Consider the following 16,650-nt stretch of genomic DNA (forward strand, 5'->3'; position numbering starts at 1 on the left):
AAAAAAACAAGCACTGCTGCCACAACTTCCCACTGTATAACTTAACTTGTCTTCCGTAAATTCAGAAAAGGACGCACCTCTACGTTCTCCGGTCTCTTCCCATCATATAACAATTGCACATACTGTTCCGCTTCTTCATCGGAGACATCTTCCTGATCCGTAAATACTATCATTATTAGTTCAATTTCACTTTGTTCCGGCTGCTTTCTAATTATGTTCAGGGAATGGAAATACATCTCTCTGTAATCATCTTTCCAGGTGCCGTCTTCCGAATCGTTTTCAAACATGAAATAATCCGTTCCATCAAATTCTATATAACTTAAACTCCATAGTTGACTCGCTGTAACCAATTCCTCACTCACTAAATAGTGTACAATCACTAATTGCGCCGGTTGATTCTCTGATGTCTGCTCGTAAAATTCGTCCAGCAATTCTGCTCCGCTGCATTCCCTTGACTGCCAATCCAAGACATACACCGGATAATCTTTGAGTTCATCTATATTTAACGGAAGGACGGATAATTCCTGTCTGATTACTTCCGGATCGGTTTTCCCTTTTAAATTTTCCAAACTGAAATCTTCCAATAAATCAACCGGTTCAGTCTCTTCATTTGATACAGCTGTAGTCGTTATGGTATTAGGTGTCATCTCCTCGGTAACTTCTGAAGTATTCTGTTCTGTATCATTCTGTTCCGGTCTATTCTGCCCACAGCTTACCATGCTTAACATAATTATTAATAATGCCACACACCTCATCTTTGCTTTGTACATACTTTTTCTGAATCCTCCTCCCACAAGATTTTTCAAAAGCCTTTTACACAATCAATCATCCTTCTCTGCCATGAAATCCGGCATCTTTTTTCAGAAGCAAGCAGCCGATCACCTCTCCGTTATTTTTATTCAAATACTCTTCTAAGTACTGCAACAACCTCTTGATTCTCAATCCCATAATTTTTCAAGGAATTCTCATCAAACGGCTCTTGCTCCAACAATTTTATGAAAGTGTCTATCTCCGATTTCACTGTTGCAGGAAGATTTGCTGTGTTCTCCAGCATAAGTTCTGTTACAATTCTAAGAATATCTTTTTTATGCTTTTTGATATCATTGGAATCTACTGTTTCACCGCTTTCTTTCCTCTGTCTCAAATCAAGGTATGCTTTCGCCTTGAACAAAATCAAACACTCAGGTCGGAGAACGGAAAGACCTTTTACATTAACTTTTCCTTCTAACAACACCTTGTAATAATCGTCATTAAGCAGAATTGCTGACAGACTTGATACCGTATCATCAATGTGTATGGGGGTGATTCCGGTCATCTCTCGTAATTCAAAATCATTTCTGCAAAATAATTCAAGCATTTTAGGAAAAGATTCATCCTCTGGCTTGTCAAATCTATAGAACTGCGGTTTTTCTCCATTGGTTGCCTTATTTCTGTACTTTCCATCTTGAACAAAATTCCAAAATTTTTCTCCAAACTCAGGAGTCAATGCCTCTACGATCAAAACAATGTCAAGATCTCTTGTTGCTCTAAACGCTGTCTCGCTGTTTTCAAATACAATGTCACAGGCTGCACCGCCTATAAGTACATATTGGTTCTCATATCCCTGAAAGTATCTTCTAAAAGTATCCAGTCCTTTTACCATACGTATTCCTCCAGCATCCTCTTTATAGAAATACCAATTCTTTCATCCTGTTTCTCGCTCTCTGTAAGCGACAATGTCACACTCAATGGATCTTCCAGTTTCTTATTCTTAAAATCAATAAAGTATCCGAGTTCCAGAACAACGCATCCTATTTCTTCCCCGGAATGTACCTGCTTCATTTTTCTAATTCCGGATTCTGTTATTTCTTTTTTGGTAATTGCATAAGTCGGATATTCATTATCCGAAAGTAATGAGTACTCACATAGTGCAGTGATTCCTGCCTTTTTTCCCAATTGAATATCCTCTTTTAGTTCATACCTTGCAATCACAGGGTTTCTCAATATGACCCGTACATCATTCCACAGTTTCTGAATATCCGCTGGAACAGTTATCACCCTGGATTTACCCTTCATACCCAAAATATCCACATTCAGATACTCAATTTCATCAAAGCACCTGTTTGCAGACATTTTCGTAACGCCTAATCTTATTGCAGCTTTTGATGCAGTAACATTTTCCCATTTTTCATATATTGCAACCAATATAACTTTTTGTGTTAAAAATGAAATCAAATGAACCGGAGAAATTTTCCTTTCATCCTCATTGGACAGCAAATATCCGATAAAAGGCAAGTACACCTGCTTATCTTTCAGTACAAAGGGAATTCCCTCTTCCAATAATTTTTCTTTAATATAAAATGATGTAGAATCAAAAAAAATGGCACAATTAAGACCTGCTGCCTTTTCAATTTTAATCCAGTCCTTTCTAAGCACTGCCAGGCCAACATCTGCCTTGGGTTGAATTGCTATCCAGGGTGAACCGTTTGTTTCAACCTTATAAAAAGTGTATCTTCCACGAAAGGCTAGAGGCAGCTTCTCATTCAAATATTCAGTTTCTTCTATCATCACATTTTGACGCAATGTTTTTTCCAAAAAATTCTTCATATAGTCACCATTTTAAAAATGTAACTCTTTTTATGTTACATTTTTAAAATATCATATTTTTATTGCACATGCAATATTTAATGATAAGATAGTCGACCGATATCAATTATTTTGATATTTTCAATTTAAAATACCTGGATCACATAATCATAACTATAGGTATGCACATACAACCGGCCGTCCTTCTCTGCCATGAGATCCGGCATTTTTTTCAGAGGCAGGCGGTCAATCACTTCTCCGGTATTTTTATCCAACTGGTAGAGGTAATCATCCTCTGCGGTAAAGCCATAGCCGCAGAAGATCACGTCCCCTTTCACGAGAAAATTCATGCTGTTATAAGTCTGGTCTGCACTTCGCCACAGCAGTTTCTCATTTTCCAGATCATAGGCAAACATAAAGCAGCTGTCCGGCTGCGCATAACCGTTCATTACTGAAGCCCCGTAAAAAATTCCGTTCTCAAGGCAGGCATTATTACCGTTGACGTACCATTTGTCTGTCGGATATTCCAGTACATACAGGCAGTTCTCACCATCGAAAATGCTGAGTTTTCCATCCTCCCACTGATAGGTATACTCCCACTGATAGGTATAATTTTCATCATAGAAGCAGTCCCAGTTTTCTCCGATCATGGGAAGGGAAATGTCTTCCGATGCATTGTACCATTCGTCTGCAAAAGTAATATTGTTATACGTCTCGGAAAGGATTTCCAGGGAATAGGGCTGCGCCGCAGTTCCTTCCGGGTGAAATTCCGAGATTCCAGTGAAATCTATGAGGATCTCTTTCGGTGCAATGGGTGTTTCCCGGGATTCGGACTCTGTGAGAGCTCCGGAGGTCTCTGCCTCATCTATTTTAGTGTCTATATTGGAAATATTTTCGGTTTGTTTCTCCGCTTCGTTGTTCTCCGGTGCATTGGTCTCCCGGGCGCCACATGCCATTAACAGGCAGGCGGACAGTGCAAATGTTGCTAATCTGTATTGTTTTTTCATGATAATCTCCCTTACTGCTTAAAATTTTCACGCATTTCTTACTTTAAATCCGTAACTCTTTTTATATTACGAATTTAAAATATCATATTTTTGTTGCACTTTCATTAACTGTTTCCAATAATTTCATATTAAAATAAACAATTCCGATGTAGCTTATTTCTATTTACCGTCCAGATACCTTTGCATAAAATTTGAGGCGGTAATTCAACGATGATCTATTCGATTTCCGCTGATAATTACCGCCTGAACATCATTATTCTTCTCTGTCAACTCTTTCTGTTAATCAATCGTTTTCATCTTCTTTTGAAATCTGGGGTGCTATTTGACTTTGCGAATCATTATTATGCTGCAGCTCTTGTACATTGCCACTGCTTTGTGCAAATGTTATGGCACTGCCATTTGTTTCATAGGATCGAATGATCTTTATATTCTCGTCTGTCATCTCGGTCAGTTCCACCTCCAATCTCAGTGGATTTTCCCTAATGACGGAGGTAACTACAAATGGTAATTTCCCGGCAACCATATCTGCCGAAATTTTCTCCTGCAATGTTTCTACATATGCCCCTGATGGTGTTCCATCTGAATTTCTGGAATCTAGAATTGTGTTTGCACCGGTCATATTGGGTTCTGCAAATATGATATCATCACTGTTCCGGCCGGTAGTGATCTGTCCGTTTTGCACCCAGATTTTACGAATATCCTGTGCGAAGCTTCCCACTTCCTGTAATTCGCCGTTCCGGTACCGGAACAGAAAGCTCTCGTACTGCCCCTGCTCATCTTTTCTGGTAAGGGCTAACAATATCTGTCTGCCGTCCGGGCTGAAGGCATAGATGCTGTTCCCCAGATTCTGTGCCGTCCGCATCTCGCCACTCGTCGTGTTGACCGTAAAAACATACTGATCCAGCGGAGAATGATCCGGCGTATTCAGTGCCTGCGCCATCCTGGAACGAAGCGTGATCCGGTCTGCGGTTCCGTCTCCGTCCAAATCAAGCAGCGCATAGGTCTCCTGTGCCGCACGCTCGGACACATCATAGACAACTCCTACTTTTGCCAGGATTTCCTGCCTCTGTGCGGCTGCATAGGCATCTGTCTCCTCTGCGGTCAGTTCCGCTGCTGTTTTCCCGTTCCATACCGGCCTTACAGACAGGATCGGCAGCTTCAGCTGTTCGCTGCCATCACTATTTTCGAAGATCCAGTAACCGTCCTCTGCACGAAACGAAGCCTTGTCGAAATCCTGCGCCTCCGACGGCAGCTTCCAGTCCGTGACCCCGTTTTCTCCGGTCTGTCCCGAAGTATCATATTCCCGGATCGTGTCGATCCAGATGTCCAAGTCGCCATCCTGATAGTCAGAGGATGCCAGGTAGTACAAGCGCACGCTCTCTATCTCATCCCGGTAACAATCTAAATAGTCACACTGATCCGAAGTATTGAAGAGTCTCCGATCCTGATATACGCATGACCAGTGGGATGCTGCATATCCCGGCGCAATATACCCCGGTACGACACAATCCAGTCCGGCATCACTCCCGGTTGCCACATAGATGCCGTAACTGGACACCTGATAAGTAGCATATTGATCTCTAAAAGATCCCTGAGGTACCTGCGTATAATCCCCGGGATGGGCTCCCGCCAAAGGATCCTCTTCCACATCCTGCGGTCCATATTCCGCATAGACGATTCTTGCCTGATTCTCTCCATCCAACGGACCGTAAGAATGCCGTCCTTTACTGTCGATATCTCCCAGTGACAGCATCCAGATCTGACTGCTCTCCTCGGCGAATACCATGGGAATATCAATATCGGATCCGTCAGCGAAAATATAATGTACGTTTGCCACAGAGCCTTCGCCGGGTCTTGTGGAATCTTTTTGGAAAAATAAATACTGCCTTTCCGCTTCATAGAGCAGTTCCGTCATTTCTCCGCTGCCACCCTCCAGATGCAGCAGTGCTTCCGCCGCTTTTACCGGATCCTTATAAGTCTCGTGGGCTGCGGTATCCCCATCCAGGATCTGTCTGTGCAGTTTTCTCGCCGCAACGCCGTTGTATTCCAGATATTGAATGCCGTCCTGTCCGGCAAAAGACCGGGTATCCTCCAAGGTATCCACATCAAACAACGCACTGAATTCTTCTCTGCTATGAATCCCCTGTTCCAATGCCGCCAGCCATTCGGTTTTCCTGCCTTCATCGTCTGAACCGTCCTCTGTGAATTCTCCGGTCGTCACTTCTTCTGTCGCATCGGAAACGTCAGACACATTTGCTGTATCTGCCCCGTTCCCATTTCCTCCGGGGTTGCTGCACAGGCACACCACCAGTACCACGATCACTGCTGCCGCGCCGATCATGACCCAGAACGGCGGCTTGCGATAATCCAGTACATGACGAATACGATTCTTCACATGGTCTTCGCCAAAAGAAAGCAGTGCGCAGATGGAACCGCCCCGATAACGCTTCCACTCTCCGCCGGAAGCTTCTTCCAGCAATGTATAGGAATAGATCTTCTTGCTCTCCTCGCCGAGAAGCTTCACAACTTTTTCATCGCAGGACATCTCACAGTCCATATTCATCAGATAAAATGCCAGCCACACCAACGGGTTAAACCAATGCACACAGCAGATCAGCAGCGCTGCCGGTTTGAAAAGGTAATCCCTGCGCTGCAGATGCACTCTCTCGTGGCACAACACGACTTTTCTGCTCTCCGGATCCAGCCCCGAAGAGAGATAGATCACCGGATGGATCAGCCCCATGACGAAGGACAGGTGTCCTCCGTCAATCTCGCAGATCCCCGGTTCTACCTGTCTGACACCGCTGTCAGTTCGGTGAATCCGGTTCCGCATACGCAGGTAGGAAAAGGCATGATACCCCATAAATCCTGCCATTCCAAGTAACCATGCAATCGACAGGACACGGAAAGTTTGCAAAGAATCGTCCGCATTATCCCGGTTATCCACCGGGTAACCATCATCCAAGGCATTCGTAACATTACCCGGTGCCTGAATTCCGCCGACACCGTCATCTCCAATTTCATTCATGCCTTCTACGTTTCCATCCTGTCCCGGCACAGGTGCAGAACCTTCCCCATTTCCGGCTGCTCCTAAAGTCCCGCCATTCAGATTTTCCGTGTTATCCGCCCCGGACAGCACTGCATCCACAGTATTGTCTCCAATGAGGCTGCCATTATAAACTCCCTCATTGTCAACTGATCCGGCACTGTTCCCGGCAGTCAACTGTGCAGAGGTTGTCGCCGTCCCTACGGTCAACAGACGCTCCGGGATCAGACTGATCCTGGTCCCCGGCAGCACCGGACAACATAACCGCACAAATACGATTCCCCACAGCAGATAGGAACACCATTTCGGGGCTTTTTTCAGTAAAAATCTGGCCAGTATCACCAACAAAATACAATAGCTTCCCACCAGACTGAGACGCCATATACTGTCAAACAAACGATAGATGCCTTCCACCATAAAGTCCCTCCTATGTTCTCTGCTTCCCTATCCGCGGAAGCTCCGCTCTCTGTCGTCCCTGTTCTGTAACGCCCCGAAGCTCACTAATTTTCCGTCCCGGCAGCTGAGACTTCCACAATCGCCTTCCTGCAATTCGCTGTAGATTCTGTCGGAAACTTCCAAGGTGATCTGTTCGCCCTCTTTTTCCAGATTTTCAAAAATGACAGTCTTGACGTTTTCCGCCTCAGTTACTCCGGAATTTACTGTGCCGTTTGCCAGATATACCGGTTGGTTCACCGCAGTAGCCTGTGCCTTGCTATAGACTTTTGCACGGTTCACCGTATGATATCCCCGTTGCCTGTTCCGTAAGCTCCGCACCAGAAGGTACAGAAGATATCCCAGAATTGCCGCTGCGAACAGGACTGTCAATATGTTTTCCACCGGACTGAAACTTAACTGCTGCATCATAAGCACAACCTCCCCATTTTTCATTATTTATCTCATTTCACAGTATCCTTTATGATATCCTTGTATACTTCCAACAGCCACCGGAAAAACTCCGGTGACTGTTTTTTCACACTTTACCCTGCAAAATATAAACCGCTGAAATAATCACTGTAATCCTTACCATCCTGTAACCGAAACCATCCCTTCACACCATCCGTAATCTCGATGCAGATCCAGTCCTGTGTTGCATCCAGCTTTGTCATGCGTACCTTGCTTCCTTTGGGCAGCACAAAGGTCTCATCCCCGTCCGGTGTACGGTAGAGCGTTATATCCTGCCGCAATTCCACTTCCTCCCAGGCACTTAATACATATTCCTCCTGTGGCACTTCCCGAAGTCTTCCGTTCGATGTTACCTGATAGATTTTCTGGATGTAATCATTCTGCACCGCAAAATAGGGTTCAGTGATAACCATCTGTCCATCCTGTATCCATGCCTTTCGCAGATCCTGTGCGAGCCGGTCTGTTTCCACCAGTTTTCCGTCTTCATAGTGGTAGATTCGGGTCAATGGATCTGCGCTTTCGCCGTCATCATACAATGCGATCAGGAGCTGTTCCCCATCCGGGCTGAAAGCGAAGATTGAATTGCTCATATTTCCCGTGCTGTCCGGAATCTCAGCCGTCTGTCCGTCTATCTCCAACACTGCATCCTGCAGGTCATAGCAATTCATCTGACCCAGTCCCAAATTTACACAAATCATATATTCCTCGAAAGAATATCCCGTTACCTGCTCCGCAGGATGCAGAGAAATCTTCTCCGGCACACCATCGCCATCCAGATCTAACTGCGCCAATGTCTCAGTTTCTGTCCGCTCCGATACATCAAATACCACACCCGGATAGGCCTGAATGTCTGCTCTTTCGATGTGCTAGCTATCCGCCCCGCTAAGCGCAAACCGCATACTTATGGATGGATTACTATTGTAAATGTCATAATATCCGTCATGAACATGAAGCGTCGTGTCGCTGTTGAGCTGCAAATCCACTGGCAGAACCGTATCGGTGACAGTATGGGTACTCATGTCAAACTCCCGAAGTACCCTCGGCATCCACTCATCCGTCATAAGATGCGCCTCATCGGGATCTGTCAGATAATAGACCTTGCCACCGCTCCATTCCGTCACATCCGGCAGATCTTTTTGCAGCTGTGTATAGGCTTCTGATGTGTCATATGCGCTCCGCTCACAGGTAACGTCATACCAGCCCGCTGCCATGATGCGTTCCGCATGAATGCAGCGAAACACACTGCCGGAAGTTCCCCCTGATTCACTCATAGTATAGATCCCGTAATTTGAAATCTGTACATGTGGGTAATAGGCCGAATAACTGCCGGCATCCACAGGATACCAGTCCATCCAGCCCCAATAGACCGCTCGGTCCGGTTGTCGAAGTTCGTACTCCCCATAGACGCTTCTGGTACAAATATCGCCGGTGAGCGGACCATATTCCAAATCCTCCGCACTGCCCGGATCTCCAAAGGACAAAAGCCACAGCTGCGTCATCTCCTCCGCCATGACCATGGGAATATCTACGGCAGACCCATCCACAAAAATATAATGTACATTCACCACAGAGCCTTCTCCCGGCCGGTCAGAGTCCTCCCGATAATAAGGATATTGCCGTCCTGCCGGATACAGCGTCTCGGTCACGGCTCCGCTTCCATCACCCAGATGCAGCAGTGACACCGCTGCCGTTACCGGATCTGTATATTTTCTATAAGTCTCGGATGCAGATTCTTCCATCAATGCTTTGAATATCGCATACGCAGCATTCGTATTGTTTTCACGAACCAGCAGGTCATAAGCCACTTGATCCGCTGCAAAGGAATGCTTTTCTTCGATTGCTTCCACATCAAAAACAGCGGCAAAATCTTCTCTGCTATGAATCGTTACCTTTGCAAAATCTTCCGGTGTTGTGATGCTGTCCGGAAACTGCGCAATATTTCCACTCGTCTCCGCATTGCTGTCTACATCCATTGCTACCCCTGCGCTGTTGTCTGTATCTGCACGATCCACCGTACCTGCCCCGTTCCCACTTCCGCCGGGATTGCTACACAGGCACACCACCAGTACCACGATCACTGCTGCCGCGCCGATCATGACCCAGAATGGCGGCTTGCGGTAGTCCAGCACGTGCCGGATACGATTCTTCACATGATCTTCTCCAAAAGAAAGCAGTGCGCAGATAGAACCGCCCCGATAGCGTTTCCATTCCCCGCCGGAAGCCTCTTCCAGCAGGGTATAGGAATAGATTTTCTTGCTCTCCTCCCCGAGGAGCTTCACCACTTTTTCATCACAGGACATCTCGCAGTCCATATTCATCAGATAAAATGCCAGCCACACCAGCGGATTGAACCAGTGGACACAGCAGATTACTAACGCTAGCGGTTTCCACAGATAATCTCTTCGCTGTAAGTGCACCCGCTCATGGCACAGAACAACTTTTCTGCTCTCGGGATCTAAGCCCGAAGAGAGATAGATCACCGGATGCACCAGTCCCATGACGAAGGACAGATGCCCACCGTCGATCTCGCAGATCCCGGGCTCTACCTGTCTGACACCGCTGTCAGATCGGTGAATCCGGTTACGCATACGCAGGTAAGAATAAGCATGATATCCCAGGAAGCCAAGCATTCCTGCCAACCATACCATGGATAATACACGGAACCACACCGGGTATGTCCATGCGCGGGCGTCAGTACCCATTCCGGCAGATGTTTCCGAAATCACTGCATCTGTTCCACTGGTTGCCCCCCCTGCAACCGTAGCTCCACTTTCTGTTCTCGCAGTTCCCAGGGAAAAGTCCTGCGTGTCGTCAGCATTCATGACAGTATTGTCATTTCCACTAGCCATCGTTTTTTCTGCCGTCTGGCTGTCCGGTACTTCCTCTGCATCGTACTCCCGCCGCAGGACATCTCCGATATCCTTCGTATCGTTGGCCTCTGCATAACCATGACTGCCCGGACCGACTGTCTGCTGCCCGGACGTCATCTCTGTCCCCACAGACAGCAATTTGTCCGGAATCAGACTGATTCCTGTCTCCGGTAGTATCGGACAGCACAACCGCACAAACACGATTCCCCATAACAGATAGGAGCACCATTTTGGTGCTTTTTGCAACAAAAGTCTGGCGAGGATCACCAGCAACACACAGTATCCTCCCACCAGACTTAAGTTCCATACACCGTCAAATATTCTGTAGATATTCTCACCCATAAGCCCCTCCTGTCCTGCCCCCCCGGCAAGGCATAGTCGATGTTTCATAGACTCTTTGTAATTATAGTCTACATTCTACCGACCCATCTGTCAAGTAAGAAATCTGTTGCAAACAAAACTTACTTCTGCACCGCTTCCATCAGACGCTCCTGCCAGTCATAGAAAGCCTGGCCGTCCACCAGGCAGCGTTCGTCCTCACCTATCCATAATCCCTGTTCTTCCGACGCGTAGCGAAAGGTCCTTGTCTCACCGTCTGCATAGACAAACTGAAAATATCCCACACCTTCCACCATCTCTTCCGGCGGGATCGGATCTGACGTCACTTTTCCGGAAAGTTGTATAAATTCCTGCCACAGCTGCTCTACGGTATCGACATCTTCCACATAATCGTAATCCTCCGCACAGAAGCTGCAACCGATCTTCTGCGGGCACTCCTCTGGCAAAAAAGCCGCGCAGAATGCTGTCTTTGCTTCATTCTCCAGCATTCCCGGATACCATATATCCGCTATGGCATAGGCTTCTTCCGGTGTTGCCGCCGGATATAAAACATAGCTGGCGAGATTCTCTACGGATATCATCCCTTTTTCCACATTCTGTACCGCCTAATAAATCGCTACGGTAGTCTGAGCATCCGGGGTTCCGATCCAGCCAGCCCCTCTTCCCTCCTTCAGAAATCCTCTGCTTGCTCCATAGGTAAAGAAATAATTCTGCGGTTCCTCTCCCTCTCCGGCAAAAGATATCTGCCCGTGGAAAGAGCTGCCGTGGATCCAGGGCAGTACCCGATAATAATAGGTTCCGTTGACGCTCACCTGTACCTCTTTCTGCTTCCCGTAGGCGTTCTCCTTCGGCATCTGAATCCCCGGCACCGTGAAATCCACCGTTTTGCGGAATTCGATGAGATTCAGCAGAAGTACCACTACCACCAATACGATTGCACTGAGAAAAATGGTTGCTTTTACGTTAATCTTCTTCATAAGCCCCTCCTTTGTTTCCCTTCTATCTATATTGACGACTTTTATACTCCGTTTGTTACAAACAGCATAACAAAATTTCACCCCTGAATCTACTACTTTTTCACCCAAGCGACCGCTTTCTGTTATTTCTGGTCTTTTTATAACATAACCACTGTAAATGCACAATTGAGCAGATGGAAACTTAACAGTCTGGAACTATAAAACTGGCGGCATCGGCTTCCCGGTGTCGCCAGTTTATTGTCACTCTATTTTACAAGTGGCTCATAATAGAGCACTGTCTTCACAGGATCTTTTCCGCTGATCTCCACGCCGTCCGCCGTCGTTCCCTGGAAGCCGTCGGATGCGCCGATATAGAGAATGCGACCGTCCGGTACGAGGACCGCACAGGTACCTTCCGTACCGCAGGGCATCTCCCAATTCTCCTGCACTCTGGTGAATTCCGTCTCACCCAGACGATAGGTGTCCACGCCGTTGTATCCCCATAGGATAAAATCTGCCGTCTCACTCACACCTGCTGCCACCATTTTCCACGGGTAGATCGTATCAGCACTGCAAATAACATTCTCACCTCCAGCCACCGGAACAAACCTGAGGCTTTCCGGATCTACTGACACTAATGTCATAGCTATATTCCCTGCTGTCGTATCGCCCACTGCCTGTGCAGCCGCATAGACTTTGCCGTCCTTGCCCTGTCCTAATGCTCCGGCACCTTGTACGGCATAGCTGTTGTCATCCGCCACGTTTCCGATCAGTTCTCCTTCCGCAGAATAGATCCGCACATAACTGCCGTCCTCCTGCATCCGCATCCGCACATATAATCTGCCCTGGGCATCTATCGCCATACTATCAACGATATTCCATTCCCGCTCTCCTACGGTAAAACTGTTCAGAAGCGTTCCCTCTGGGCTGATATGATAGATTACAGGCAGCCAGCCGTGCTCCGCTCCCGGAGATGCCAGTCCGCGTAATGCCGCATAGACACTTCCGTCCGGTGCGATGCACAGGCTATACACCTCGCCGTCCTCATCGAAATCATCATAAAACTTTTCCGGGGTCCCGCTGCCGTAAGTCAGATATTCCACCCGTGCTTTCCCTTCCATGGTGAACCCACCGACATACAGCCCCTGTTCTGCCGCCACAGCACACCGGATACTGAGTTCTCCCGCATAGGCAATCTGCCATTCCTGTGCTGCAGTGTCTGTCCCCGGGACTACACTTGCCTCTCCTGCGCCCTGTGTCTGTTGCGATCCGCTCTCCTGTGACATATCACCCGGTAATGCACTATCTTCCGTCTTCACATATTCATAGTCGCCCGCCTCGATCTCTTCTGTGATTTTCGCCAGACTATAATCTCTCTTCTCACGGAAATCGATCAGCTCCAACAGTTCCTCCTCCGTCATTTCCTCTTCCGGCAGGAAAAATGTACTCCGCGCTGCATAGAAAGCCACGCCCTTTTTGTATTTTTCAGGACTATCAAGCATGGCAAGTTCCTTTTGGGGGAAATATCCTTCCTCCAGATAGGCCTGCCTCAGTTCTTCCAGCCTGTTTTTTTCGCCGTCCGTAAGCGGTCTGCTGTAGCTATCCGCTGCAACATCTGCCTCCTGCAACCCGGAAAAATATGTTTCCAGTTTTTCATGATTCATGCTCTCCATCCGCGCCCGGTACAATCCCGATGCCGTCACGGTAACGGAGGCCAGAAGCAGACAGGCTGCTGCCGGGATCACGATTCGTCTAAAGCCATAATGGCGTACCGTTTGATTCACTCTCTTTCCATCCGTGTTTTTGCTGTCCTTCTTCTCTGTTTCCAGTCCGTCCAAAATATTTTCCACTTTCGCATCCAGAGACTCCGGCACTGCCATCCGTTCCGCCTCCGCCATTTTTCTTATTTTTCTGTCTATAAAATCATTTCTCATATAAAACCTCATTTCTGCACACTCATTTGCGTATAACAAATTTGTGCCAAGTACGCACGGTCACATAAGTCTCTCCCTTAACTGCTCCTTCGCCCGATACAGTCTCGATTTTACGGTTCCCTGCCTGCATTCCAGTATCCTGCTGATCTCCGGGATCGTGCACTGTTCATAGTAAAACAGTACGATCACATCCCGGTATCCACCATCCAGCTGCATGACAGCATCCCACAGTTCATGATGTTCATCATAAAATGCCGGGGACAGATTCTCTTCCCATGCCACCGCACCGGTCCGCTTATTTTGCCGATAAATCTTTTTCGCTTCATTTGCCGTGATCTGTAAGATCCAGTTTTTAAAGCTGTCCGGATCCCGCAGTGTCCTTAACTTTTCATAGGCATGCAGTACCGCTTCACTGACAGCGTCCTCCGCATCTGTACTGTTATTCAGAATAGAATATGCCAGTCGGTACATATGCAGGGTATAGCCTCGCACTTCCCGCGCAAATTCCTCTTTTGTCATAACTGACAAGGTAACACCTCCTTCTCCTCGCCGGCTTCATACTATATGAGTCGCCGGACGGTAAAAAGGTTCCCAAATGTTTAAAAAGGCACCGGATGTTCCGATGCCTTTCATCACTTTTATTACATATCAATCAAAATCGTCCATTTACCATTTCGCTTACCATTCTCCCGGCAGATGTACCCTTTCTCCTGTAACTCTATTGTTCTGCGCTTAATCGTCCTCTCTGATTTCCCGGAAAGTTCTGCTATCCCCTTCTGAGTGATTGTTGGTTCTGCTTTGAGAATATTCAAAAGTGCCATTTCTTCTAGCGTCAAATCCAAAGTGCCATTTTGGCACTTTGGGCTCTCATTTTTGGCACTTTGAACACTATTTCCCTTTCTATAATCAAGATGCATATATCTGTTTTTCAATTCATGGTGTTTATTCAACAATAAATTTTCAAAAAACATTTCCAGAAATTCGGTAGTTTCATACACATTGTTTTTCCAATCATTGTAATTGGCTCTGACTAATGCATTTCTGAAGAACCATGAATTTTCTGCAAATGCCCTATTACTGATTTGAAAGCCAAAGGTCTTTAAATACTTGATGATAAATACTGCTGTTGTTCTGGTATTTCCCTCACAGAACGGATGAATTTGCCATATATCGGATGTAAATTTTGCAATATGCTTCACACATTTTTCCAAAGACAAGCCCTCGTAAGAAAAATCTTTTTCCTGTTGGAAATCATATTCCAATGTTTCTCTTATACTATCAAAAGATGCATAGATAACCGTATCACCTTTTAATACCCATTCCTTTTTTGTTATATTATAATCTCTGATTTTTCCTGCCTGTTTAAATACACCGGAAAACAGTCTTGCATGAATATTTCTAAACTCCGCCGGTGAAAACTGAAAAGTTTTCTCCCCTAAAAGCTTTGCAATCCTTACAGAGACAATATCCGCCTCTTTCTCATCAGTTTCTATCTCACTTCTATCAGCTCTGACCTCATAATAGGTTTGAATTCTTTTATCTGCATCAGTAATACTGATTTTGCCTTCGATGTGCTCTTTTGCAGTGTTTAAAAGGTATTCCGATACTTTTAACCCGTCTACACTCTGGAGCCCGATTGCTGTTTTCCAGGCATTACTCTTTTCTACCTCATTCGGTTCCCCCTGACGGATATATTCATCCAATTCAGTCTGCCAATTCTTAATATCACTCATAAATTATCCGTCCTTCCCAATCTAAAATATCTTTTCATTTTCCAGCAAAAAATCTAAAATATTTTTTTGCCGTATACCTCCTCTGTTAATGTGCAATAAGGAATCCATAGACAGTATCATTTTTTCATAATTGTCTGCAATTGCTTCTAGAGGAGCAAATTCCCGATTTGTATTTTCAGGTGTAAGAATATAGCATACCTGAACGTACAGTCTTTCATCCCGTCTGTTTGCCACAAAGTCCACTTCCGTAGTGCCTTGTTTTCCGATATTTACCGCGTACTCTCTGCGAAGAAGTTCCAAGTACACAATATTCTCCAATACTCCTGCAATATCATTGTCTCGGTATCCCATAACCGCATGTCTGATTCCAAGATCGGACAAATAATACTTTTCCTGTGTTTCCAGTATTTTCTTTCCCTTAATATCAAATCGCGCTACCTTTGCAATCAAAAACGCATTTGCCAAGGCCTTCAGATAATTATAAACAGTCTCTGTACTTAGCTTTCGTCCCTGACTTTTTAAAAAGTCAGAAATCGTTTTTGCCGAAAATGTATTTCCAATATTATCCATGATATATTTGACAATATTTTCCAATAATACGGTATCCCTGATATTATTTCTTGCAATTACATCCTTTAACAGCACTGAGTTATAAATATCCTGAAGGTATTGTATGATTCTGTCTTCCTCCCATGTCATCTGATGAATTCCCGGCAAACCTCCAAATCTGACATAATTGGCAAAATGCTCCTGTCGTGTCAGTCCAGCCTCTCCTTCGTTTGTCTCGGCAAACTTAAGATATTCCTTAAAGTCCAACGGATATACTCTGATTTCCACATATCTGCCGGCTAACAATGTAGCCAGTTCACCGGATAGCAGTCTTGCATTTGACCCAGTCACATAAATGTCACAGTCCATATCCACACGCAGAGAGTTAATTACCTGTTGCCAGCCATCTACCTCCTGTATCTCATCCAGAAGAATGTACAATTTTCCAGTTGTCTTGTCTCCAAGCTCTATCAGGTGTTGATACAATGCTCTGTATTCCTTCAAGTATTCGTATCTTAACGATTCAAAATTTATATATATAATATTATCCGGAGTCTTACCTATGTTAAGCAGTTCCTGCTTTGTCAGTTCCAACAAAGCACTTTTCCCACTTCGCCGCATCCCGGTAATTACTTTTATAACGGGTTTATCCATAAAATCTTTGATAATCTTCATATATCTGGGTCGAGCAATCATTTCATCCACCTCCGTTTCTTTTATTATAGAACTTTCAGTGTAAAGTAGCAAT

At 45.7% G+C, this 16,650-nt stretch carries 14 protein-coding genes; all 14 read right to left on the reverse strand.

The window, feature by feature from the left end:
- Nucleotides 1-41: 41 nt before the first annotated feature.
- Nucleotides 42-770: a hypothetical protein gene (locus tag H9Q77_RS14355; protein WP_118548114.1), complete on the reverse strand. Its 729-nt coding sequence runs from the start codon at nt 768-770 to the stop codon at nt 42-44.
- A gap of 125 nt (nt 771-895) precedes the next feature.
- Entirely contained in the window at nt 896-1,642 is a 747-nt protein-coding gene (locus H9Q77_RS14360; RefSeq protein WP_118548116.1) for a hypothetical protein, read from the reverse strand.
- A complete protein-coding gene (locus H9Q77_RS14365; RefSeq protein WP_118548118.1) occupies nt 1,636-2,586 on the reverse strand; it encodes a hypothetical protein in 951 nt (316 codons plus the stop codon). Before H9Q77_RS14365 ends, H9Q77_RS14360 begins: the two co-directional genes overlap by 7 nt.
- Nucleotides 2,587-2,711: 125 nt before the next feature.
- Complete coding sequence (locus H9Q77_RS14370) at nt 2,712-3,572, reverse strand: hypothetical protein (RefSeq protein ID WP_118547566.1); 861 nt, start codon at nt 3,570-3,572, stop codon at nt 2,712-2,714.
- 283 nt (nt 3,573-3,855) lie between these two features.
- The gene (locus tag H9Q77_RS14375; protein WP_249325991.1) at nt 3,856-7,035 is read right to left on the reverse strand and encodes a M56 family metallopeptidase; all 3,180 of its coding nucleotides are present in this window, start codon (nt 7,033-7,035) and stop codon (nt 3,856-3,858) included.
- Nucleotides 7,036-7,062: 27 nt separating this feature from the next.
- On the reverse strand, nt 7,063-7,482 hold the full coding sequence (locus H9Q77_RS14380) for a DUF2500 family protein (protein WP_172594684.1): 420 nt from the start codon (nt 7,480-7,482) through the stop codon (nt 7,063-7,065).
- Nucleotides 7,483-7,595: 113 nt separating this feature from the next.
- Entirely contained in the window at nt 7,596-8,351 is a 756-nt protein-coding gene (locus H9Q77_RS14385) for a hypothetical protein (protein WP_249325992.1), read from the reverse strand.
- A 36-nt stretch (nt 8,352-8,387) separates the two neighbouring features.
- The gene (locus H9Q77_RS14390) at nt 8,388-10,733 is read right to left on the reverse strand and encodes a M56 family metallopeptidase (protein WP_249325993.1); all 2,346 of its coding nucleotides are present in this window, start codon (nt 10,731-10,733) and stop codon (nt 8,388-8,390) included.
- Nucleotides 10,734-10,852: 119 nt separating this feature from the next.
- Entirely contained in the window at nt 10,853-11,323 is a 471-nt protein-coding gene (locus H9Q77_RS14395; RefSeq protein ID WP_249325994.1) for a hypothetical protein, read from the reverse strand.
- A gap of 12 nt (nt 11,324-11,335) precedes the next feature.
- Complete coding sequence (locus H9Q77_RS14400) at nt 11,336-11,707, reverse strand: hypothetical protein (protein WP_118547561.1); 372 nt, start codon at nt 11,705-11,707, stop codon at nt 11,336-11,338.
- Between the two features lie 245 nt (nt 11,708-11,952).
- The gene (locus H9Q77_RS14405) at nt 11,953-13,620 is read right to left on the reverse strand and encodes an SMP-30/gluconolactonase/LRE family protein (protein ID WP_118547560.1); all 1,668 of its coding nucleotides are present in this window, start codon (nt 13,618-13,620) and stop codon (nt 11,953-11,955) included.
- A gap of 60 nt (nt 13,621-13,680) precedes the next feature.
- On the reverse strand, nt 13,681-14,139 hold the full coding sequence (locus H9Q77_RS14410; protein ID WP_118547559.1) for an RNA polymerase sigma factor: 459 nt from the start codon (nt 14,137-14,139) through the stop codon (nt 13,681-13,683).
- Nucleotides 14,140-14,261: 122 nt separating this feature from the next.
- Nucleotides 14,262-15,353: a Fic family protein gene (locus tag H9Q77_RS14415; RefSeq protein WP_118547558.1), complete on the reverse strand. Its 1,092-nt coding sequence runs from the start codon at nt 15,351-15,353 to the stop codon at nt 14,262-14,264.
- A gap of 21 nt (nt 15,354-15,374) precedes the next feature.
- Nucleotides 15,375-16,598, reverse strand: a complete 1,224-nt coding sequence (locus tag H9Q77_RS14420) for an ATP-binding protein (RefSeq protein ID WP_118551344.1) — start codon at nt 16,596-16,598, stop codon at nt 15,375-15,377.
- Nucleotides 16,599-16,650: the final 52 nt, after the last annotated feature.

This window comes from Simiaoa sunii (assembly GCF_014337175.1).
GTDB lineage: Bacteria > Bacillota > Clostridia > Lachnospirales > Lachnospiraceae > Acetatifactor > Acetatifactor intestinalis.